The organism is Thalassovita aquimarina (genome assembly GCF_018219815.1).
Taxonomy (GTDB): Bacteria; Pseudomonadota; Alphaproteobacteria; order Rhodobacterales; family Rhodobacteraceae; genus Thalassobius; species Thalassobius aquimarinus.
On record NZ_JADMKU010000001.1, the window covers coordinates 338,526 to 361,277 of the forward strand.

At 63.6% G+C, this 22,752-nt stretch carries 20 protein-coding genes; 8 read left to right on the top strand and 12 right to left on the bottom strand.

All coding sequences use genetic code 11. The annotated features are described in order from the left end of the window. The first annotated feature begins 19 nt into the window (after window positions 1-19). Complete coding sequence (gene ntrX, locus IT775_RS01655; protein ID WP_212699320.1) at window positions 20-1,432, top strand: nitrogen assimilation response regulator NtrX; 1,413 nt, start codon at window positions 20-22, stop codon at window positions 1,430-1,432. Between the two features lie 5 nt (window positions 1,433-1,437). Here the strand turns inward: ntrX and IT775_RS01660 are convergent, their stop codons facing one another. Further along, on the bottom strand, window positions 1,438-1,908 hold the full coding sequence (locus IT775_RS01660) for a hypothetical protein (RefSeq protein ID WP_212699321.1): 471 nt from the start codon (window positions 1,906-1,908) through the stop codon (window positions 1,438-1,440). Between the two features lie 124 nt (window positions 1,909-2,032). On the opposite strand from IT775_RS01660, the gene trkA reads away from it, so the two are divergent. The 4 genes from trkA to hflX all read left to right on the top strand — a co-directional run bounded on the left by trkA (window position 2,033) and on the right by hflX (window position 6,579). Further along, window positions 2,033-3,409 (top strand): Trk system potassium transporter TrkA, encoded by a 1,377-nt coding sequence (gene trkA, locus IT775_RS01665; RefSeq protein WP_212699322.1) that lies wholly within the window; start codon window positions 2,033-2,035, stop codon window positions 3,407-3,409. A 3-nt stretch (window positions 3,410-3,412) separates the two neighbouring features. Next, window positions 3,413-4,927 carry a TrkH family potassium uptake protein gene (locus tag IT775_RS01670; RefSeq protein ID WP_212699323.1) on the top strand — a complete coding sequence of 505 codons (1,515 nt, stop codon included), beginning with the start codon at window positions 3,413-3,415 and terminating at the stop codon, window positions 4,925-4,927. Between the two features lie 135 nt (window positions 4,928-5,062). Beyond that, on the top strand, window positions 5,063-5,299 hold the full coding sequence (gene hfq, locus IT775_RS01675) for an RNA chaperone Hfq (protein WP_058242056.1): 237 nt from the start codon (window positions 5,063-5,065) through the stop codon (window positions 5,297-5,299). Window positions 5,300-5,301: 2 nt separating this feature from the next. Further along, window positions 5,302-6,579, top strand: a complete 1,278-nt coding sequence (gene hflX / locus IT775_RS01680; protein WP_212699324.1) for a GTPase HflX — start codon at window positions 5,302-5,304, stop codon at window positions 6,577-6,579. 15 nt (window positions 6,580-6,594) lie between these two features. On the opposite strand, the gene IT775_RS01685 is transcribed toward hflX, so the two are convergent. Then, window positions 6,595-8,538 (bottom strand): hybrid sensor histidine kinase/response regulator, encoded by a 1,944-nt coding sequence (locus IT775_RS01685; RefSeq protein WP_212699325.1) that lies wholly within the window; start codon window positions 8,536-8,538, stop codon window positions 6,595-6,597. Window positions 8,539-8,856: 318 nt separating this feature from the next. Continuing rightward, a complete protein-coding gene (locus tag IT775_RS01690; RefSeq protein ID WP_212699326.1) occupies window positions 8,857-11,322 on the bottom strand; it encodes a penicillin acylase family protein in 2,466 nt (821 codons plus the stop codon). Window positions 11,323-11,401: 79 nt separating this feature from the next. On the opposite strand from IT775_RS01690, the gene IT775_RS01695 reads away from it, so the two are divergent. After that, a complete protein-coding gene (locus tag IT775_RS01695; RefSeq protein ID WP_212699327.1) occupies window positions 11,402-12,274 on the top strand; it encodes an NAD(P)-dependent oxidoreductase in 873 nt (290 codons plus the stop codon). A gap of 29 nt (window positions 12,275-12,303) precedes the next feature. Here IT775_RS01695 and IT775_RS01700 read toward each other — a convergent pair whose 3' ends face one another. From IT775_RS01700 to IT775_RS01715, 4 genes are all read right to left on the bottom strand, one after another. Next, window positions 12,304-12,639, bottom strand: a complete 336-nt coding sequence (locus IT775_RS01700; RefSeq protein ID WP_343231098.1) for an SMR family transporter — start codon at window positions 12,637-12,639, stop codon at window positions 12,304-12,306. 70 nt (window positions 12,640-12,709) lie between these two features. Continuing rightward, window positions 12,710-13,924 (bottom strand): multidrug effflux MFS transporter, encoded by a 1,215-nt coding sequence (locus IT775_RS01705; RefSeq protein WP_212699328.1) that lies wholly within the window; start codon window positions 13,922-13,924, stop codon window positions 12,710-12,712. 104 nt (window positions 13,925-14,028) lie between these two features. Beyond that, window positions 14,029-14,673: a DsbA family oxidoreductase gene (locus IT775_RS01710; protein WP_212699329.1), complete on the bottom strand. Its 645-nt coding sequence runs from the start codon at window positions 14,671-14,673 to the stop codon at window positions 14,029-14,031. 111 nt (window positions 14,674-14,784) lie between these two features. Further along, window positions 14,785-16,302, bottom strand: a complete 1,518-nt coding sequence (locus IT775_RS01715) for a class I adenylate-forming enzyme family protein (RefSeq protein ID WP_212699330.1) — start codon at window positions 16,300-16,302, stop codon at window positions 14,785-14,787. A 63-nt stretch (window positions 16,303-16,365) separates the two neighbouring features. Between IT775_RS01715 and IT775_RS01720 the strand changes: the two genes are divergently transcribed. After that, the gene (locus tag IT775_RS01720) at window positions 16,366-16,992 is read left to right on the top strand and encodes a helix-turn-helix domain-containing protein (protein ID WP_212699331.1); all 627 of its coding nucleotides are present in this window, start codon (window positions 16,366-16,368) and stop codon (window positions 16,990-16,992) included. 154 nt (window positions 16,993-17,146) lie between these two features. On the opposite strand, the gene IT775_RS01725 is transcribed toward IT775_RS01720, so the two are convergent. Together IT775_RS01725 and IT775_RS01730 are read right to left on the bottom strand one after the other, a co-directional pair. Further along, a complete protein-coding gene (locus IT775_RS01725; protein ID WP_212699332.1) occupies window positions 17,147-17,260 on the bottom strand; it encodes an entericidin EcnA/B family protein in 114 nt (37 codons plus the stop codon). 4 nt (window positions 17,261-17,264) lie between these two features. Continuing rightward, a complete protein-coding gene (locus tag IT775_RS01730; RefSeq protein WP_425519530.1) occupies window positions 17,265-19,076 on the bottom strand; it encodes an extracellular solute-binding protein in 1,812 nt (603 codons plus the stop codon). A 266-nt stretch (window positions 19,077-19,342) separates the two neighbouring features. On the opposite strand from IT775_RS01730, the gene IT775_RS01735 reads away from it, so the two are divergent. Next, the gene (locus tag IT775_RS01735) at window positions 19,343-20,116 is read left to right on the top strand and encodes a 3-hydroxybutyrate dehydrogenase (RefSeq protein WP_212699334.1); all 774 of its coding nucleotides are present in this window, start codon (window positions 19,343-19,345) and stop codon (window positions 20,114-20,116) included. Window positions 20,117-20,130: 14 nt separating this feature from the next. On the opposite strand, the gene IT775_RS01740 is transcribed toward IT775_RS01735, so the two are convergent. From IT775_RS01740 to IT775_RS01750, 3 genes are all read right to left on the bottom strand, one after another. Next, window positions 20,131-20,838 carry a DUF502 domain-containing protein gene (locus IT775_RS01740; protein WP_212699335.1) on the bottom strand — a complete coding sequence of 236 codons (708 nt, stop codon included), beginning with the start codon at window positions 20,836-20,838 and terminating at the stop codon, window positions 20,131-20,133. A gap of 105 nt (window positions 20,839-20,943) precedes the next feature. Beyond that, window positions 20,944-21,849, bottom strand: a complete 906-nt coding sequence (locus tag IT775_RS01745) for a pseudouridine-5'-phosphate glycosidase (protein WP_212699336.1) — start codon at window positions 21,847-21,849, stop codon at window positions 20,944-20,946. Next, window positions 21,846-22,739, bottom strand: coding sequence for a PfkB family carbohydrate kinase (locus tag IT775_RS01750; RefSeq protein WP_212699337.1), 894 nt, complete (start codon window positions 22,737-22,739; stop codon window positions 21,846-21,848). Before IT775_RS01750 ends, IT775_RS01745 begins: the two co-directional genes overlap by 4 nt. Window positions 22,740-22,752 lie beyond the last annotated feature (13 nt).

Genomic DNA, 22,752 nt, shown 5'->3' on the forward strand with positions numbered 1-22,752 from the left:
AGACAAGATTGAGGATGACATGAGTGACATTTTGATCGTCGACGATGAACGCGACATTCGGGAGCTGATTTCGGATATCCTCGGGGACGAGGGCTACACCACCCGACTGGCCGGCAATTCCGAAGAGGCGATGACCGAAATCAACAGTGAACCGCCGGCGCTGCTGATCCTCGATATCTGGCTGAAGGACAGCAAGATGGACGGGATCGACATCCTCAAGACCGTCAAGCGCGACAATCCCGACGTGCCGGTGGTGATCATTTCAGGCCACGGCAACATCGAGATCGCTGTCGCCGCGATCAAGCAGGGCGCCTATGACTTCATCGAAAAGCCGTTCAACATCGACCAGCTGCTGGTTGTGATCCGGCGCGCGATGGAAACCTCGCGGCTGCGGCGGGAAAATCAGGAATTGCGCCGCAACGATGTGCAAACCGCGGAAATGGTCGGCCAGTCGGCATCGTTCCGGGCGATGCTGGGGCAGCTCGACAAGGTGACGAAATCCAACGGCCGGGTGATGCTGTCGGGGCCTTCCGGTGTCGGCAAGGAAGTCGCGGCGCGTTATATCCATGCGCAGTCGAACCGCGCCTCCGCCCCCTTCGTCACGGTCAGCTGCGCCAGCATCGAACCGGACCGGATGGAAGAGGTGCTGTTCGGCCGCGAAACCCCCGAGCGTGGAATCGAACAGGGGTTGCTGGAACAGGCGCACGGCGGCGTGGTGTTCTTCGACGAAGTGGCTGACATGCCGCTGGGGTCGCAATCCAAAATCCTGCGCGTGCTGGTCGATCAGCAGTTCCAGCGTGTCGGCGGCACCGGCAAGGTGCGGGTCGACCTGCGGGTGATTTCATCGACCAGCCGAGATCTGGATGCCGAAATTGAGGCCGGGCGGTTCCGGCAGGAACTGTATCACCGGCTGAATGTCGTGCCGATCGCGGTGCCGTCGCTGGCGGAACGGCGCGAAGACATCCCGGTGCTGGCGGCACATTTCATCGAGGCGCTGAACAAATCGCAGGGTCTGCCGCTGCGCGAGCTGAGCGAGGACGCCTCGGCGCTGATGCAGACGATGGTCTGGCCTGGAAACGTGCGCCAGTTGCGCAACCTGATCGAACGGGTGCTGATCCTCGGCGACGGCAACGGCCCGATCGAGGCCAAGGAACTGCCCAGCAGCGAAGAGGGCGTCACGGATGATGACGGCGTGGTCTTGAGCGGCACGCTGGCGACGCTGCCGCTGCGCGAGGCGCGCGAGGTGTTCGAACGCGAATACCTGCTGACCCAGATCAACCGGTTCGGCGGCAATATCAGCCGCACCGCCAATTTCGTCGGCATGGAACGCAGCGCGCTGCACCGCAAGCTGAAATCGCTCGGCGTGGTGACCACCAACAAGTCCGGGGCCCGGGTGGCGCGGGTGGAAAAGGTCGAAGAGGACGCCGAATAGCGCGATCAGCCCGGCGTCACGATCTGCCAGCGACCGCCGCCGCGCTGGATCGAGCAGGATTCCGGTGTCAGCCGCGGCAGCACCGTCGTCACCGATTTCGGCGCCGCATTCGCCACCGTGGAAGGGCAGGGCGGCAGTTCCACCCATTCATAGCCCTTTCGGGTCATGCATTGCGCCTCGACCCGTTTTCGCAGGCGCTTGTTGACATCGACCGTGTAGGGATCGCCGCCTTCCAATTCGTAGGTGACGATACAGTTTGCCCCGCTGGCATCGCATCTGCGCACCGGTACCATCCTCAGCGGTGTGAAGCGGGTTTCCTTGACCACGGGCACTTTTTGCAATGCGCTGACCTGGCAATCGGTCAGGTCATTGTTCATCCGCGACACCGCGACACCTTCGCGGTAGTAAAGCCCAAGCGGCGCGCATCCCGCCAAAACAGCGACGGCGGCGAGCGTGAAAAGCATCGATCGTGACATCCTGGCCTCCTTTCGGGGCAGTGTGCCCCGCCAGCATGACCGCGTCTTTGATTTTTGACAAATCAATTGACCATTAACCGGCACCATGCCATCCAATGCCTCTGAAACCAGGGGACCGGGGACAATGAAAGTCATCATCTGCGGGGCCGGCCAGGTCGGGTGGCAAATCGCGCGGCATCTGTCTGGCGAAAAAAATGATGTCACCGTGGTCGACAACAATCCCGAACTGGTGCGCCGTGCCACCGATACGCTGGATGTGCAGGGGATCGCGGGCTTTGCCAGCTATCCCGATGTGCTTGAACAGGCCGGTGCGCGCGACGCCGACATGATCATCGCCGCCACCTATTCGGACGAGGTCAACATGGTGACCTGCCAGATGGCGCATTCGGTGTTTTCGGTCCCGCGCAAGATCGCCCGGCTGCGCTCGCAAAGTTACCTGACGGCGATCTATTCCGACCTCTACCGGCGCGAACACCTGCCGATCGACGTTGTGATCAGCCCCGAACGCGAAGTGGCCGAGGCGGCCTTGCAGCGGATCGCGTCGCCCGCCGCCTTCGATACCGAAAAATTCCTTGGCGGCCGGGCGCATCTGCTGGGCATCACCATCAACGATGCCTGCCCGATCGTGAACACGCCGCTGCGTCAGTTGACCGATCTGTTTTCGACGCTGCGCACCATCGTGGTGGGCATCCGCCGCGACGGCCGCCTGTTCGCGCCGGAACCCACCGACCAGATCTTTCCCGGCGACGAATGCTATGTCTTCACGGTGAACGAAGACATTCCGCGCACGATGGAAATTTTCGGCAAGGTGTCGAAGAAACGCGAACGGGTGGTGATCATCGGCGGCGGCAATGTCGGGCTGTCGGTCGCCCGTGCGCTGGAAGAACAGACAAGCCGGATCCGCGCCAAGGTGATCGAGCGCAACCGCAAGATCGCCGAAAAGGCCGCCGACGCGCTGGAAAAGACCATCGTTTTGCATGGTGACGGGCTCGATGCAACGCTGCTCGCCGAGGCCAATATCGAACGCGCCGACGTGGTGCTGTGCGTCACCGATGACGACAAGACGAACATGCTGGCCGCGGTGCGCGCCAAGGCCGAAGGCTGCCCGATGGCGATCGCGCTGGTCAACGACCCGACGCTGGCGCCAATGATGGCGCCGCTGGGGATCGACGCCTTCGTCAACCCGCGCGCCACCACCGTCAGCTCGATCCTGCGCCACATCCGCCACGGCAAGGTGCGCGAGGTCTATTCGATCGGCGATGCCGAAGCCGAGATGATCGAGGCCGAGGTGTTGTCGACCTCGCCCATCGCGGGGCAAAAGATCCGAGACATTGATTTCCCCGAAGGCGTGTTGGTCGGCGGCATCCTGAAAGGCGAAAAGGTGATCAAGCCAGGCGCCGACACCCGGATCGAGGAAGGCGACGTGATCGCGCTGTTCTCGATGGCCGATGACGTGCCCGAAGTCGAACGCCTGCTTCAGGTGTCGATCGATTTCTTCTGACCGATGACCGATCGCATCCTCAACCAACCCCTGTTCCTGCTGCTGATGGGCATCGGGAGTCTGGCGATGTTCATCCCCTCGATGCATGCGACGCTTCTGGGCAGCCACCACGAAGCGCGGTCGTTTTTCTATGCCGGGCTGCTGGGCCTGCTGGCGGTGGTGATGGTCGCGCTGGCGATGTCGTCGCGACAGCGCAAGCGCGGCGAAATGGGCAACCTGCTGGCACTGTTCGCCGGGTTCAGCTTGCTGCCGCTGCTGCTCGCCTTGCCTTTCCACGAAGCGCTGCGCACCACCAGTTATCTGAACGCCTATGTCGAAATGGTGTCGAGCCTCAGCACCACCGGCGCGACCTTGTTCGACCCCGAACGGCTGAGCCCGACGCTGCACCTGTGGCGGGCGATGGTCGGCTGGATGGGCGGGATGCTGATGTGGGTGGCCGCCGCCGCGATCCTGGCGCCGCTGAACCTTGGCGGCTTCGAGGTGACCGCGACCGCGACACCGGGACAAAGCGATTTGCTGCACGGCCGTTTCGAACGGGCCGATCCGCAAAAGCGGATCCTGCGGGTGACGGCAAAGCTGTTCCCGGTCTATGCCGGGCTGACGCTGGCGCTGTGGATCATGCTGGCGGTCAGCGGCGACCGGCCGCTGGTGGCGCTGTGCCACGCGATGTCGGTGATGGCGACCAGTGGCATTTCCCCGATCGGCGGTTTGCAGGAACACGGATCGTCGATCACCGGCGAAGTCGTGATGGCGCTGTTCATGCTGTTCGCCCTGTCGCGGCTGACCTTTTCCACCGACACGCTCAATTCCAAGCAACGCGGAATCCAGACCGATCCCGAATTCCGGCTCGGCATCTTGATCGTGATCGGGGTGCCGGTGCTGCTGTTCCTGCGGCACTGGCTGGGATCCTACAGCATGGACGAAGGCCAGAACCTGCTGGTGGCGCTGCGGGCGCTGTGGGGCGGGGTGTTCACCACCTTGTCCTTCCTGACCACCACCGGGTTCGAAAGCGCCGAATGGGGCACCGCACGCGACTGGTCGGGGCTCAGCACGCCGGGGCTGATCTTCCTCGGGCTGGCGATGATCGGCGGCGGCGTCGCCACCACCGCCGGCGGGGTGAAGCTGCTCCGGGTCTGGGCGCTCTACCTCAACGGATTGCGGGAAATGGAAAAGCTGGTCCACCCGTCGTCCGTGGGTCATTCGGTCGGCAATTCGCGCCGCGTCCGCAAGCAGGGCGCCTATATCGCCTGGATCTTCTTCATGCTGTTCGCCCTGTCGCTAACCGCGTTTTCGCTGGTCTTTGCCGCCTTCGGGTCGAGCTTCGAAAACGCGCTGGTGATTTCGGTTGCGGCGCTGTCGACCACCGGGCCGCTGATTTCCATCGCGCCGGAAACCGAAATCCTGCTGGTCGACCTGGCGCCGGCGGCCAAGCTGGTATTCTGCAGCGCCATGGTCCTGGGGCGGCTGGAAATGCTTGCCATCATCGCGCTTCTCAGCAGCGACATCTGGCGACGATAGAAATTCTTGCGTCTAACCGCTTTAACAGGCTGATTTTTGGGCTGGAAACTCGGTAAAGGCCAAGACATAGTAGGTGCAATAGCTCTACAGGGACGCCGGCCGCGGCACCGAGAACAAGAATAAAGGTAACAATGAATGGCTTCCGACAAGCAAAACCTGCAAGACGCGTTTTTGAATCACACCCGGAAGACGAAGATTCCGGTGACCATTTTCCTGATCAACGGCGTCAAACTGCAAGGTGTCATCACCTGGTTTGACAATTTCTGTGTCCTGCTGCGCCGCGATGGTCAATCGCAGCTGGTCTACAAGCACGCAATTTCGACTATCATGCCGGCGCAACCCATCAACCTTTACGATGGCGAAGAAAGCTAAGCTTGGAAATACATGAAAGGGAACCGACCCGCGCCTGGGTCCTGCATCCCGACCTGAAATCCGACCAACACCGCCGCATGGCCGAATACGCCTTGGAAGAGGCGGTGGCGCTGGCTGCGGCCCTGCCTGACCTCGAAGTGGTCGGGTCCGAAACCGTGCGCCTGCAACGGCCCCATCCGGGGCTTTTGTTCGGCACCGGCAAGATCGCCGAACTGAAACAGCGGATGGAAGAGGCCGAGGTCGAACTGGTTCTGATCGACGGACCGGTGACACCGGTGCAGCAGCGCAACCTGGAAAAGGAATGGGGCGTGAAGCTCCTGGACCGGACCGGGCTGATCCTCGAGATTTTCTCCGACCGCGCGCGCACCCGCGAAGGCGTGCTGCAGGTCGAAATGGCGGCGCTGAAATATCAGCGCACCCGGCTGGTGCGGGCCTGGACCCACCTGGAACGCCAGCGCGGCGGGCTCGGTTTCGTCGGCGGTCCCGGCGAAACCCAGATCGAGGCCGACCGGCGCGCCATCGACGAACAGCTGGTGCGGTTGCGCCGGCAGCTCGACAAGGTGGTCAAGACGCGCGAACTGCATCGTTCGGCCCGCGCCAAGGTGCCGTTTCCAGTGGTCGCGCTAGTGGGCTACACCAACGCCGGCAAGTCGACGCTGTTCAACCGGCTGACCGGGGCCGAGGTGATGGCCAAGGACATGCTGTTCGCGACGCTGGACCCGACCATGCGGCGGGTCGACCTGCCCGAAGGCGGGCCCGAGGTGATCCTGTCCGATACGGTGGGGTTCATCAGCGATCTGCCGACCGAACTGGTCGCGTCGTTCCGCGCCACGCTGGAAGAAGTGCTGAGCGCCAACCTGATCCTGCATGTGCGCGATATTTCCCACCCAGAGACCGAAAACCAGTGCGCCAACGTGCTGGAAATCATGGAATCGCTGGGCGTCAACAAGGACACCACGGTGCTGGAGGTCTGGAACAAGATCGACCTGCTGCCCGAGGATGAGCGCGCCGCCACCCGGCAGCGGGCGGACCGGGACGGCAACATCTTCGCCATCTCGGCGGTGACCGGCGAAGGCATCCTCGACCTGATGCAGGAAGTCGCCCGTCAGCTGGCCTCTGAGACCCATGAAAGCAAGGTGTCGCTGAGCTTCTCCGAGGGGCGCAAGCGGGCCTGGCTTTTCGATCATGACGTGGTCGAGAAGGAAGAACAGACAGACACGGGTTTCGAGCTGACGGTGCGCTGGACCGCGCGTCAGGAAAAACGGTTCCGCGACCTGTAACCGGCAGGGAATGTTTCACGAACCGGGCGCGACGGCGCGGGCCAGCGCCGTTTCCAGCTGGTTTTTCCTGAACGGTTTCTGCAGCACCTGTCCCGCCCCGCCATCCGGCCCCAGAACATCGGCGGCGCCGTGGGCGGTCATCAGGATCACCGGCAGGTTAGCATGCCGCTTTCCGATCTCGTCGCGCAGGTCGATGCCCGTCATCTTCCCGGTCAGCGAAATATCGGACAGCACCAGGTCGAAGGGCGTTTTGGTCTCGATCGTCAGCATCGCTTCCTCGGCCGATTCCGCTTCGCTGACGCGGGCGCCAAGCGCCTCCACCTGCCGCCGCACCACGTCGCGGACAAGCGGGTTATCCTCGACCAGAAGCACCTCCATGCCGTCCAGCTCCACACGTTCGCCGGCCACTGGATCCGGTGAGGGCGGCGCTTCTTCCTGCGGGTCTATCGACGGCAGGTAAAGCGTGAAGGCGGATCCCACTTTTTCCTCGCTCGTCACCGTGATCGCGCCGCCCGACAATTCGGCAAAGGCATAGACCATCGCCAGGCCGAGGCCGGATCCCTTGTCCGGCTTGCGGGAATAGAACGGGTCGAAAACCCGCTGCATCACCTCTTCGCTCATGCCGTGGCCGGTATCGCTGACCGTGATCGTGCAATAGCGGCCCGGATTAAGCTTCAGCGTCCGCGCATGCGCAAGGTCAAGCACGGTTTCATTGCAGGAAACCGTTATCCGACCGGGACCGCTGATGGCCTCGCTGCTGTTGACCGCAAGGTTGATGAGGGCCATTTCCAACTGCCCGCGATCGACGTTGACCCAAGGGGCGCAGGGATCTTCAGGGCCTACCAGTTTTATGTCGCTGGGCAGCGAAGCGGTCAGGATCCTGAGCGTGCTCGCAATCGATTCCGATGTTTTTATCGGGGCCGCGAGGGATTTGCTCTGCTTGGTCAGGCTGAGCAGTCGGGTCGTCAAATCATTGCCCCGGCTGGCCGCGGATATGGCCGGCAACAGATATTCCCGCCGAAGATCTTCATCCCCCATCTCCTGCTCGAGCGGGGTCAGGTTGCCAAGGATGATGGTCAGCAGATTGTTGAAATCATGCGCGATCCCCGCCGACAGCGTGCCCAGGGCCTCCATCTTCTGCGCCCGGATAAGAGCGAGGTCGGATTCCCTTTGCCGCGTCATGTCGACGGTCAGCAGGTAAAAACCGGTGACCCGCCCCTCATCCGAAATCTCGGGGCGCAGATAGCTTCGCACGAACATCTTCCGGCCGTCGGGCAGGTCCGCATCGATATCGTAGGTCGCGGATTCCCCAGTCAGCGCCCTTTCGAACCAGGGCATGGCGGCCTTGATCATGTTCGGCGACAACACCTCCTCGGCCTGCTTGCCGCGAATGGTTTCGGGGGTGAAGCCAAGTGGTTTGGCAAATCCCCGGTTGGCGTATTCGAAGACGAACCCGGTATCCAGAAACGCGATCCCGGCGGGCACCTCGTTGGTGATCAGCGACAGGCGCGCCTGGTTCCGGCGCAATTTCTCGGTCCGGGCTTTCACCCGGCTTTCAAGTTCGGCTTCGCGTTTGCGATCCTTCGTCACGTCGGTGTAGACGGCGACGAAACCGCCCTCGGGCAAGGGGGTGCCGGTCACCTTGAGAATGGTCCCGTCCGGCCGCACACGTTCGAAACAATGCGCTTCGAATTTCCGCGCCTGGTTGACGCGTTCAGCCACGAGGGCTTCGATATCGCCTTCACCGTATTCGCCCCGCACCGCGTTGTAGCGCATGAATTCGGCAAAGTCGGTTCCCGGTTCCCCTAGTTCCGCAGGGATATCAAGCAATTCCAGGAATCTTGCGTTGAGTGCGACAAGTCGCAAATCGGCGTCGAAAACGGTGATGCCCTGTTCGATATGTTCCAGTGCCGATCTTACTGTCGCAAGGTTATTCTGACTGCCGCCGGAGGATGTCACGAAACGTCCCCCTTGGGATGTATCCCGTTGCGACCGGGGCGAAGAGGGGAATGGCGAACGTGCAATCCAGGTCTTTTCAATGTTCTCACTACTTTAACCGCAACCATGCCCCGCGCATCGTATTCGCGGGTGAAGAGACGCCGACAAAGCGGCCATATCCCGGTCATCCGGGATGGCAGTGGCCTCGACGGTCTCAGGCCACTTTCTTGCATCGGTCGGTTTTCGTCAAACTATCCTTACCGGTAGGCCGAACGCCCACGGCTGCCGAAGGACGCCCAAATCGGCCATGACTTCGGGCTGCGTACATCGCAGCCCTTCCTAGCGCGGGCTGAGTATCGTGACACCGACCGCGGCGGCGCGGGCCAGGTCTTCGTCCAGCGACATCGGGATGTATTCGCCGCGGCGCCACAATTCGCCCAGATCGTCGTAATGACGCGACAGGAAATGGCCCGACTGGCCGGTCGCGGTGATGAAGACCGAACTGTCGGGATCGGCGAAATCGTACACCCCGCGATAGCTGGCGCCATGCACGTTGCTGAACGGCGCCTCCGCGCTGCCGTCGGTCAGCCCGCGCATCAGCGTCTGGTCGCCGCCCGAGGTCGATTGGCGGATATTGACGAAATTGCGCAGCACCGGCACCTGACCCAGCACCGGGTGATCGTGGACGGCCTGATGCGCGTCGCCCCAACGCAGGCTTTCGAGCTGCTGGCCGTATTCCTCGTCGATCCACAGAAGCGCATCGTCCAGCGCCAGCCGCGCCATGTCGGTGCAGGTTTCCACCGGGGCGCTCTGGATCACGTCGCACCAGACGGCGGCGCCGTTGACATCGCGGAACACCCGTTCGATGAACAGCGGTTCGACATGGATGAAACGGTCTGCCAGCGGCCCGATATCGTCACGGATCAACCGGTCCTGCAGGGCCCGGACCCAGGCCGCGTAGATCAGCGGTTCGGGCAGGTGTTCGTTCATCTCGCCGTTCCAGTTGGCCAGCAGCGCCAGCGCGCGCTGGCGCTGGCGTTCCGGCGTACCCTCGGGCGCGGCTTCGCCGGTGAACCACAGATCGGCGCCGATCAGCGGCAGCAGCGTGCGGGCGGCGGGGCTGACGGTGTCGAGCTGGGTTTCGATGAAACTGTCGCGGGTATGGACCTGGCGCGACTGCATCAGCCTTTGCCAGCGCTGGATCCGCTGGGTGTCGCCCCAGTCGAAGGACATGTGTAGCGGGAAGGGGCGGTCGACGATCTTGTTGTTCGTGTTGCCGACGATGCCGCCAATCGGATTGACGAATTCGGGGTTGGCGGCATAGGAATTCCGGCCCTGCCAGCGGTTGTCGGCGATCCAGCCGGGTGACGGCATCCGGCCCTGGCTCTGGTGATTGGCCGACCGCCGCGGCATGGCGCCCAGCGTCTTCAGCGCGATCTGTTCGCCATCGGCCAGCGTCAGGTTCAACGAGGGCGCGATCATCTTCCTGCCCTCCGATATCGCGTCCTGAACGGTGCGGGCATACATCAGCCCGATCATCGCACTGATCGATGTGTCCTCGGGGCTGAGCGCGGTCCAGGACAGGCTGACGACGTGATCCTTCGGCGTGATCGTGCCCAGATCGAACATGGTGCCGGGCAGGACTGGACCGTTTTCGGTCCAGCGCAGGGTCAGCGTCAGCGGCTTGCCATCGGCCACCCCGATGATCGTCTTGCGCGTGACGAAGGGTTTGTAGCCGCTGGGCGTCAGGTATTCTTCGGGGTTGTCGGGATTGAGCTTTTCGACGAACAGGTCCTGATCATCGAGGTAGGACGCGGTGATGCCCCAGCCCAGATCGCCGGACCGGCCCGACAGGATGGCGGGAATCCCGGGAATCGTTGCACCGATCGCACCGCCCTGGGCCAGTTCCAGCCGGGCCAGAAACCAGGTGCCGGGCGCGGTGAAATCCATGTGCGGATCATTGGCGATCAGCGTGCCGCCCGCGGCCGAACGGCTGGCGGCGGCGGCCCAGGCGTTGGAGGCGCCGGCGAAATCGGTGCGCCGGAACGGTGACAGCGGCGTCCGCGGCAGCGGCGTGGTGTCGGCATATCTCGGCAGCGGCGCATCGAACAGGTCGGCATAGCGCGGCAGCGCGGCGATGCCGCTGCCCGGCGCGTCGGGCAGCAGATCGGCCAGCCGGTCGGGATCGGGCAGCAACAGCGCGGTGCGGGCGCGCAGCACCTCATTGTCGATCTGCCCGGTCATCTTCAGCACCATCAGCTTGACCAGAGCGATGGAATCCGCCGGCTGCCAAGGCGCCACCGGCATGTTGAACAGGAACATTTCGGGCGCACCACGGCCAAGCGCGTCGCGGTTGATCTCGTCCAGCCGCGCATTGACCCCGTCGGCATAGGCCCGCAGAGCGGCGCGGCTGCGCGCGTCCTGCGCCGCCAGCGATTTCTGCGCCAGCGGATAGAGGTCGAGCCGGCGCATCATCTTGTCGACGGGCAGGGTGCGCGGACCGAAGACTTCGGACAACCGCCCCTGCACCGTGCGGCGCTGCGTCACCATCTGCCAAAGCCGGTCCTGCGCATGGGCATAGCCGAGGCCGAAGAACACGTCTTCGTCGCTGTCGCCGAAGATATGCGGCACGTTGGCATGGTCGCGCACGATTTCCACCGGCGCGGTGATCCCGGCGACCTCGAGGTCCTTGCTGTATTCGGGCAACGATCGCGACGCCAGATAGTAAACCACCAGCAGGGCCAGCACCGCCAATACGATCATCCCGCCGGCCAGACGCAGCAGCCACTTGAAGACGATTACCATGCTCATTTTCCGTTCGCCCTTGCCTTTGGTCCGATAGCTAGCCACAAACTTTAAAAAAGACAAACGATTGGGAGTTGATATGGCTAAAGTTGCATTCCTGGGTCTCGGCGTCATGGGCTATCCGATGGCCGGGCACCTGCAGAAGGCCGGCCACGAGGTGACCGTTTACAACCGCACCGCCGCCAAGGCGGACAAATGGGTGTCCGACTACGGTGGGTCGATGGCCGCGACACCGCGCGAAGCGGCAGAGGGCTGCGATTTCGTGATGTCCTGCGTCGGCAATGACGACGACCTGCGCGCGGTCTGCCTCGGCGATGACGGCGCCTTTGCCGGCATGGGCGAGGGCGCGATCTTCGTCGATCACACCACGGTGTCGGCCAAGGTGACGGCGGAACTTTACGCGGCGGCCAAGGATATTGGCGTCAGCTTCGTCGACGCGCCCGTTTCCGGCGGTCAGGCGGGCGCGGAAAACGGCCAACTGGTGGTGATGTGCGGCGGCGATGAAGCCGCCTACGCCAAGGCCGAACCGATGATCGGCGCCTTCGCCAAGCAATGCAAGCGGCTGGGCGACAGCGGGGCGGGCCAGATGTGCAAGATGGTCAACCAGATCTGCATCGCCGGATTGGTGCAGGGCCTGTCCGAGGGGCTGCATTTCGCGGAAAAGGCGGGGCTCGATGGCCGCGCCGTGGTCGAGGTGATCGGCGGCGGTGCCGCCGGCAGCTGGCAGATGGTGAACCGGTACGAAACCATGCTCGACGACGAATTCGAACACGGATTCGCGGTCGACTGGATGCGCAAGGATCTGGGCATCTGCCTGTCCACCGGCGACGAAATCGGCGCGTCGCTGCCGGTGACGGCGCTGATCGACCAGTTCTACAAGGACGTGCAGGCGCTTGGCGGCGGTCGCTGGGACACGTCGAGCCTGATCAAGCGGCTGCGCGCGCTGTCATGACCGGTTGACGGCCTTGGGAACGCGGCGCGTCAGTGATGCGTCGCGTTCGAAAACAGGTTGATGACCACGATACCGGCCAGGATCAGGCCCATGCCCAATATCGCGGCAAGATCCAGTTTCTGGCCGAACACGGCAAAGCCGATCAGCGCGATCAGCAGAATGCCCAATCCCGACCACAGCGCATAGACGACGCCCACCGGCAGCGCCTTCAGGGTGAGTGACAGCAGCCAGAAGCTCAGCCCGTAGGCCACCACGACAAGGACCGAGGGGCCGGTGCGGCTGAATTGCTGGCTGGCCTGCAGCGCGGTGGTTCCAATGGTTTCGGCGGCAACCGCCGCCAACAGGATCAGGTAAGTGTTCAGCACGACCGCCTCCGAATAAAATCAAACAACCCCAAGCCTGTTTCGCGCCGCGCCCGGCGCCGGTCAACCCAGATCAGGCGAAACCGCGCTGTTCGAGCCGGCGCATGTATTGCAGTGCGCTCCAGGCCAGCCCGGCCGCCAGCGTGATGCCCATCGACAGCGGCAGCGGCGTGCCGTCGAAAGCCAGCCCCACCGGCGCCGCGATCGCCGCACCGATCACCGTGGCAAGCCCGCCGCTGACGCTGGCCGCGGTGCCCGCGATGTGGCCCAGCGGCTCCATCGTGATGGCGTTGAGGTTGCCAAGGGTCAATCCGACCTGGAAAAACACCGAGGTCATCCAGACCAGGAAAATATAGAACATCGGATCGCCCCGCAGTCCGGACATCCAGATCACGGTCATGGCAATCGAAATGCTAGCCTGAACCCCGAGCGCAAGGGACGCCAGCGCCCGCATGCCGAAACGCATCACCAGCGCCGCATTCAGCAGGCTGGCCGAACCGGACAGCAGCGCCATCCCTGCGAACCAGTAGGGAAAACTTTCCCCCTTGCCGAACACGTCGTCAAAAATCGGCTGGATCATGCTGATCGTCATGAACAGCAGCGAGAAACACAAGGTTTGCGCCAGGATCGAATAGCGCACCGACGGGTGGCTGAACATTTCCTGCACCGCATCCCACAGCGTGCCCAGATGCAGCGGCCGGCGATCGGCAGGCAACAGGGTTTCAGGCTGCCGCAGCCCCAGCCAGCCGGAGGAAATCAGCGCAAAGAGGACAAAGGCAATGAAAATCCCGCGCCAGTCCGACAGCGCGATGATCCACGATCCCAGCAGCGGCGCCACCGCCGGCACCAGCGTGAACACCATCATGGCGAAAGACATGATCCGCGCCATTTCCCGCCCCGAATACAGGTCGCGCACGATGGCCAGGCCGACGACTCGCGGCGCCGCCGCGCCCAGCCCCTGGATCACCCGCGCCGCCAACACCAGTTCCAGACCCTGCGCCACCGAGGACAAAATCGCCCCGGCGATATACAGCGCGGCCCCGCACAGGATCACCGGCTTGCGTCCGAACCGGTCCGACAGCGGCCCGGTGAAAAACGTGCCCACGCCCATGCCCAACACAAAGCTGGTCAGCACCAGCTGCGCCCGGTTGGTGTTGCCCGGGCTCAGTTCCTGCGCGATCTCGGGCAGGGCGGGCAGCATCGAATCGATGGAAAAGGCGACGGTTGCGAACAGCATCGCCAGAAGTGCGATGAATTCGACGCGGGACAACGGGGCGGATCTGGACATGTGCAACCTGAACTAGAGACGACCGCAAGCCGCTATCACGGCTTCCGGGCGAAGGCCAGACGTGGAAGATACGGTATGGATTGGCGCGGGAAACGCGCTATCCGCTACTCTTCGGTCGCCATGATTTCGTCGATCACCTTCAACCACAGGTCAGTGGGCTGCGCGCCGGGCACGGCGTGCTGGCTGGCCACGATGAAGGTGGGCACCGAATTCACACCCATTTCCCGCGCGGCCGTGTCGCGATCGCGAATGTTCTGCTCATCGGCGTCGGACTCCAGCAGGCGGCGCGCTACCGCGGCATCCATGCCGATGCTGTCGGCGATATCGGCCAGCGTATCGCGGTCGCCAATATCGCGGCCTTCCTGGAAATAGGCGCGGAACAGCGCGGAAACGGCCGCAGTCTGCCGCCCCTCGATCGCCGCCCAATGGATCAGGCGATGCGCGTTCAGCGTGTTGGGTGTTCTTTCGATGGCGTCGAAATTGATCGTCAACCCGGCCTGCTCGGCATGTTCGACCACCGGCATGTAGGCCTTGATCGCGCCGTCCTTGCCGCCGAACTTCGATTCGAGATAGGCACGCCGGTCGACGCCTTCGCGCGGCATGTCGGGGTTCAGCTGGAACGGATGCCATTCGATCACGAAGGGATGATTGGGGCGCTGTTCCAGCGCCCGGTCCAGATAGGTCTTGCCGATGTAACACCAGGGGCAGATCGGGTCTGACAGGATATCGAGCTTGACCGCTTTTTCCATGATCGGGTTCCTTTCCTAGACGGTCTACCTAGGGCGAAACGGGCCGGGATGGAAGGGCAAGCGGGCGGCTCGCGCCCCGCTTGCGATGCGATCACGAGATCGTGTCGTCTCTTACCCCGCGAACAAAGGCTTCAGCGCCTTGCGCGACAGCTTTCCGTTCGGATTGGTCGGCAGCTGATCCAGCCGCACCCAGGCGCGCGGTTGCTTGTAACGGGCGAGGTTGTCCTGCGCGAAAGCGTTCAGAGCGGCGTCGTCGAGCGGTTCGTCGGAAGTATAGAAGGCCACGATAATCCTCGTGTCGGCCTTGATTTCCACATCCGTCACGCCGACGTCGCGGATACCGGGACAGCCGTGCAGCGCGGTTTCGACCTCCAGCGGCGACACCCGGTAACCGCCGGCATTCATCATGTCGTCGCCGCGTCCGGCATAGTCGATCTGCCCGTCCTCGCGCATCACGCCATGATCGCCGGTCAGGAACCAGTCGCCCTGGAACCGGGCCCTGGTTTCGTCTTCGGCGCCATAATAGCCCATCATCAGACCGGGGTCGTTCCGATCGATGGCGATGACACCTTCTTCGCCGCGTTCAACCGGCCCGTCGGGGCCGAGGATGGCGATGCGGCGGCCCTGTTGCGGCCGGCCCAGAGATCCGCCGGTGGCCGGATTGGCCGGGCTGGCGGAAATGAAGGTGGAACATTCCGACATGCCGTAGGCCTCGAAGATCTGCTTGCCGCCGGTGGCCGCGCCCCAGCGTGACCGGAGCGTTTCGGGCAGTTTTTCCCCGGCGGCCAACCCGTGGCGAAGTTTGGGCAGGTCCAGACTGTCGTGATGATTGAGCAGCTTTCGGTAAACCCCCGGGGCTGCGGCGAAAATCGTCGCGTCATGGCGTTTCAGCAGCAGCGGCAGCGCCTCGATCGGAACGTCCTTGGCGGGGATCAGCGCGGTGGCGCCGACCGACCACGGGTCCATCAGCCCGGTGCCGAGCGTGAAGGTCCAGTTGAACGCGCCCGCATGCAGCAGCCGGTCGTCGGGGCCCAGCCCGTACCAGCCCTGATGCATCATCCGCCGCGCCCAGATCGCCCGGTGCGCATGGCAGACCGCGCGCGGGTTCCCCGAAGTCCCCGAAGTATAGATGATATAGGCCAGCCGATCCGGATCGCCCATGTCATACGCGACGGGCGGCAGATCGCGCATTTTCAGCAGCTCGTCGGCGCCGATCACCGGCAATCCGGTGTCGTCCGGGCAGGCCACGTCCTTATCGCGCAAGATGCCCGCAGGGCTGAGCTGCGCCACCATCTTGGCCACTTCCGGCGCGGTCAGCATTGACGAGGTCGGCACCGGCACCATCCCGGCGGCGATCGCCGCCAGATAGGCGATGGGAAATTCGACCGTGTTTCCCAACCGCATCAACAGGATGTCGCCCGGTTTGAACCCTGCCTGCTTGAGCCCCGTCGCGGTGCCCAGTACCGCCGATTTCAGCTTGGCATAGTTCCAGCGATCCGACCGGGTCGGCGACAGCACGGCCAGCGCGATCTTGTCGGGCAGGTCATCGGCATGGGCCAGAACATGGGCGGCCAGGTTGAACGGGGCGGGGCAGGGCGCGGGCGCGCCTTCGTCGAATATCGCTTGCATGGAGGAGGTCTACGCAAGCTGCTCGATTGTTGCAAGAATTCACCGCGCTGCTATGTAAAGGCCATGAAAGAAACCCGCGACCCAAAATCCCTGATCCGCATCGCCCGCGAAAGCGGAGCGGAGGCGGCACCGGAACCGCTCGACCTGCCCGCGCGGGTGCGCGAACTGCGCAAATCACTGGGGCTGACGCTGGAACAGGCGGCCAACCAGGCCGGGCTGGCGCGCTCGACCCTGTCGAAGATCGAGAACGGCCAGATGTCGCCGACCTACGAGGCACTGAAGAAACTGGCGACCGGGCTGGAAATTTCTGTGCCGCAACTGTTCACCCCGCCGATGCGGGAAAAGGTCAACGGCCGGATGGCGGTCACCCGGTCTGATGAGGGCGTGGCACATGCCACCGCCACCTACGAACATGAATTGCTGGCCTCGAGCCTGACCAAGAAACAGATGCTGCCCTATCGCGCCCGGGTTCGGGCGCGGTCGATGGATGAATTCGACGGCTGGGTGCGCCATGACGGCGAGGAATTCCTGTACGTGCTGACCGGGGTGGTCCGGCTTTACACCGAATTCTATGAACCGGTCGAAATGCGCCGTGGCGACAGCGCCTATTACGATTCCACCATGGGCCATAACGTGGTGTCGGTCAGCGATGACGACGCCACGATCCTGTGGGTGACCTCGCTGGCCTGACGCGCCGTCCGGTTCGTTTCGACCCGACGAGGGCGGGAAACGAGCACCCCGTGCCCGATCACACCCTGTCGGACTTCAATGCTTGTCTCTATTCCGGCCTGAGATCGCCGCCTCGGGACTGCCTTTGGCGGGATCGTTTTCGAACAGACGGACCTTAGAGAATGCTCTGCACCCGGCGGGCTCCGCCGGAAATATCCTGGCCGATACCGTCGATGGTGGCACAGCCGGCCAGAGTTGCGATCAGCAAAAGAAGGGTCAGTTTTTTCATCGGTTCACTCCTGATACCACCAGACGTCGGGCGCCCAGCCGATACGGTCGCCATAAATCGGTGTATTTGATGGAAAATGCAACGCCCTTGAATGGGCGATGCGGCTCGGACCGCCGCCCCAGATCGGGATCACGTAGCGCCCGGCCATCAGCAACCGGTCGAGCGCCCGCGCGGCGGCGGTGAAATCTTCGCTGCTGCGTGCGGTCAGCATGGTGTCGATCATCGCGTCGATGGCAGGGTTTTTCACCCCCATGAGGTTACGCGACCCTTCGATATCGGCGCGGTCGCTGCCCCAGTAGAGGGCCTGTTCGTTGCCCGGGCTGAGCGACAGGTAGCGGATGAAGGGCATCATGTCGAAATCCTGCCGTGCCTCGCGTTCGGCATATTGGGCGTTGTCGACCTCGTCGATCCGCATCTCGATGCCCAACCGCTGCAGCGCAGCGCGGTAGATTTCCATCACCGTGCGGGTCTGCTTGTCGCCCTGCCGCATCAGCATGGTGAAGGCGAAGGGCTGACCGTCCTTGGCGAGCTTTCCTTCGGTCACGGTCCAACCCGCCTGCCGAAGCAGTTTCTGCGCCCGGACCAGATCGCGGCGATTGCGCGCCTTGGCGTCGCCTTCGGGCAGGGTGATCCCTTCAAGCGTACCGGGCAGCAGATCGGCGGCGAAGGGTTGCAGTAATTCACGGGTGCGCCCTTCGGCCGGGCCGGGGCGCAGGCCGAGAGCCGAGTTGGAGAAATAGGAGGAGATGCGCGGCTGGCGCCCGCCGGTGACGGTGCCGTTGATGTAGGGAAAATTGAAGGCCAGGATCATCGCCTCGCGCACGCGCCAGTCTGCGAAAACCGGGCTGCGCGCATTCATCACATACCCCACCATGCCGGTCGGACGTTGATGCGGTATCTCGGATTTGACGATATCGCCCGAACGCACCGCGGGGAAATCGTATTGCGCGGCCCATTTTTCGGCGTTGGTTTCACGGTAGAAGGTTACCGCCCCGGCCTTGAAGGCCTCGAACAGCACCGACTGGTCGCCGAAGAATTCCAGCCGGATTTCATCCAGGTTGTTGGTGCCCCTGCGGAACGGCAGGTCCTTGCCCCAGTAGTCGGGGTTGCGCGACAACGTGACATAGCGGCCCTGTTCGTAATCGCCCACGACGTAAGGACCGGTGCCCAGAGGGATGTCGTGCAGCGACGATTCAGTGAAATCCTTACCCTGCCACTGCGCCTTTTTCAGGATCGGCCGCATCCCGGCGATCAGCGCCAGTTCGCGGTCTTCGATATTGAAGCTGATCCGCAGTGTGCGCGGGCCGGTCTGTTCGATCCGCTCCACCTTGTCCCAGAAGCCGCGGTAACGCGGGTGGCCGGCGGTGCCGAGGGTTTCATAGGACCAAATCACGTCCTCGACCGTGACCGGGCTGCCATCGGAAAACGCCGCTTCCTCGCGCAGGGTGAATTCGACCCAGGACCGGTCGTCGGGCACTTCGACGGTTTCGGCCAGCAGTCCGTAAAGGGTGAAGGGTTCGTCCCAATTGCGTGCCATCAGCGATTCGTAGCCGAGGAATCGCAGCTGCCAGGGCGACGTCCCCTTCAGGATGAACGGGTTGAGCGAATCGAATCCGCCGGTATTCCCCACGACCATCGCCCCGCCTTTGGGCGCGTCGGGGTTGGCATAGGGCAATGCGCTGAAATTGGCCGGCAGCGCCGGTTCGCCATACATCGCGATTCCGTGACTGGGGCCGGCCTGCCCCATGGAGGCCAATAAAACAAGAGCCGTGACGCCGATGCCCCGCGTAAAGGACCGGAAAATCTCTGATCGCATTGTGGCAACAATCCTACTCTGCCTTTATTTTCTTTGGACTTAGCCTAGGGGGGGATTCAGGCCAATTCAATTTTTTAGCTTGGAAGGTGGCGCTTCATTGCTTATAAAGGGGTTACTGCTCGATAGGTTTCTTGCCTGTATGAAACCTGCCTCAATAACTTAACGCCGGCTTCGTGCCGGCGTTTTTTTTGCGTATTTCCCCCGACTCGTCAGGGCCACGGGCTTGCGATATTCTGCGCCTGCAAAATGAGGCAGAGGAGAGCTCAATGACATTGCAGGGAAAAACCGCCGTCATCACCGGGTCGAATTCCGGGATCGGGCTGGGCGTGGCGCGGGAACTGGCGCGCGCGGGCGCCGATATCGTTTTAAATTCCTTTACCGACCGGGATGAGGATCATGCGCTGGCGGCGGCGATCGGCTCGGAATTCGGCGTCACCGCGCGCTATGTGGCGGCCGACATGTCGAAGGCCGGCGACTGCCGGGCGCTGATCGAAAGCGCCGGAACCTGCGATATCCTGGTCAACAATGCCGGTATCCAGCACGTCGCGCCGATCGACGAATTTCCGGCCGACAAGTGGGACGCGATCATCGCCATCAACATGAATTCGGCCTTTCACACCACCGCCGCCGCTTTGCCGAAGATGCGGGCTGCGGGCTGGGGCAGGGTGGTGAATATCGCCTCCGCCCACGGTCTGACCGCGTCGCCCTACAAATCGGCCTATGTGGCGGCCAAGCACGGTGTGGTGGGGCTGACCAAGGTGACCGCGCTGGAAACCGCCGAGGAACCGATCACCGCCAACGCGATCTGCCCCGGTTACGTGCTGACCCCGCTGGTCGAGGCGCAGATCCCCGACACGATGGAAAAATACTGCATGGGCCGTGAAGAGGTGATCAAGAAGGTGATGCTGGATCGCCAGCCGAGCCGCGAGTTTGCCACCGTGGAACAGTTGGGCGGCACCACCGTGTTCCTGTGTTCGGACGCGGCGGCGCAGATCACCGGCACCACGATCAGCGTCGATGGCGGTTGGACCGCGCTTTAAGCTGCGGAAGGGGCTCAGGCTTCTGGCTTGGATTTCTTGCCTGGCGTTTGCACCGGTTTCTTGGGGTTGGGATAAACCAGACCGGCCGAGATCACCAACTTGGCGGCGTCTTCCACGGTCATGTCGAGTTCGATCACGTCGCGGCGCGGAAAATAGAGCAGGAAGCCCGAGGTCGGGTTCGGCGTGGTCGGCACGAAGACGCTAAGCAGATCGTCGTCCTCGGGATGACCGGCGCGGCTGACGATTTCGCCCTTGGCCTCGGTCGACACGAAACCGACGGCCCAGATGCCCTTGCGCGGGTATTCGACCATGCAGGCCTTTTCGAAGCTGCGTTCGGACTGGGCGAAGACGGTTTCGGCGATCTGCTTCACTCCGGAATAGATCGAGCGCACCACCGGCATCCGTTCCACCAGCGATTCCGCGAAGCGGATCAGCGACCGCCCCATCAGCCCCTTGGCGATCCAGCCCACCAGGATGGTGAAGAACAGGAAGAAGAAGATGCCGACGCCACGCAGATTGATGCCGATATACTGTTCCGGCTGGAACCGTTCGGGCACCAGCGGCAGCACGAAACTGTCGACCCAGCCGGCGAAGGACCACAGGAACCAGATAGTCAATCCGACCGGCGCGATCACCACGATCCCGGTCAGGAAACTGGAGCGCAGCCGGGCAAACAGCCCCGGGCGTCGGGGCGGCATATCTGGATCGAACGGCGTGTTCATTCTGAGCGGTTCCCGCGGCGGTTTCACAAGCGTCAACGCTTAGATAGGCGCTTTGCCGTCGCGTCACAATGACTGGTTTAATCCGCGGCGGCTATTGCGGGCCGCTCAGCCCAATTCGCGGGCTATTGCGGCGGCGAGCCGGGCATTGTTCAGCACCAGCGCGATATTCGCCTCGAGGGATCGGCCCTCGGTCAGTTCGAAGATCCGCTGCAGCAGGAACGGGGTCACCGCCTTGCCGGCAATGCCTTGCGCTCCGGCTTCGGCCATCGCCTGCACGATGATGGGGTCGATCTCCGTTTTCGCGATCTCGGCCTCGGCCGGGATCGGGTTGGCGATCAGCTGACCGCCGGGCAGTCCCAGTTGCGCGCGCAGCGCGTGCGCGGCGGCGATATCGGCGGCGCTGTCCATCCGCAGCGGCGCGATGAGGTCGGAGGCGGCGGACCAGAAGGCGGGGAAGACATCCTGCCCATAGGCGATGACCGGCACGCCGTAGGTTTCCAGCACTTCCAGCGTTTTCGGCAGATCGAGGATCGCCTTGGCCCCGGCGGCCACCACGGTGACCGGTGTTTCCGACAGTTCGCGCAGGTCGGCCGAAATGTCGAAGCTGTCCTCGGCCCCCTTGTGCACGCCGCCGATACCGCCGGTGGCGAAGACCTTGATCCCGGCCAGATGCGCCCCGATCATGGTCGCCGCGACGGTGGTGGCGCCGGTGCCGCCCGCGGCCATGCAGGCGGCCAGATCGGCGCGGCTGAGTTTGGACACCCCCTGCGCCTGGGCCAGGTTTTCCAGCTGCGCATCGGTCAACCCGGCATGCAATTGCCCGTCGATCACCGCGATGGTGGCGGGAACGGCACCCGCGGCGCGGACCTCGGCCTCGACCCGGCGGGCGGTTTCGAGGTTCTGCGGATAGGGCATGCCATGGGTGATGATGGTGCTTTCCAGCGCCACCAGGGCGTGGCCTTCGGACTTGGCTGTGGCAACTTCGGGGGACAGGATCGGGGCGTATGTCATGCGGGTTCTACTCCGGAAACGAAGGTGGCGGCGGCGGCAAGCGCGCGATCGAGGGCCTGTTCACGCGATGCACCGGTGGTTTCGGCGGCCATGTGGGCCGCCATGAACGTATCCCCCGCGCCGGTGACACGGGCAACCGGAACGGCGGCGGGCTTGGCAAGGATCAGGCCCGCGGCGCTGGCGTCGCAGGCGGGATTGGCACCGTCTGTGACCAACGCACGCGCCGCGCCGTGCCGCAGCAGCGTCTTCGCCGCCTCGGCCGCGCTGTCGAAGCGCAGTTGGCACAGGATGCCCGCCTCTTCGAGGTTGACGTACAGCACCGCACGCGGATGGCGCAGGAACGGCAGCAGCCGGTCGGCCTTGCCCGGGGAGGCCGGGGCGACGCGCAGATCGGCACGGGCAAAGGCGGCGTTGGTGGCGATTTCTTCCAGCAGGGCGACGGTCAGGTTGCCGTCGAGCGCGATCAAACCGTCGTAGGGGCTGTCCGTCGTGCCCAGCGGGCCCTGCATCAGCGGGCGCAGGATGTTGACGCCCGCCGCTTCCAGCGAATGCGCATCGGCGATCGCCGCGATCAGACCGTTGGCGCCCTCGACCGCGAGGTAACGGTCGGTCGGCAGGTTATCGGCACGGTAGACATGGCGGGTGCACACGCCAAGCGCGTCACACGCCGTAAGCAATTCGTCTCCCTCCGCATCGCGGCCGATGGCGGTTAATACGGAGGGCGACAGCCCGAACCGGCCCAGGGCGACCGCTATATTCATCGCCACGCCACCGGGCAGCCGTTCGATCCGGCCCGGCACGTCCTGCCCTTGCCGCATCGCGATGGTGGCACGGCCGATCACATCCCACAGGACCGATCCGATGCACAGGATATCTGGAGCTGTTGTCATGGAATCGCTTTGA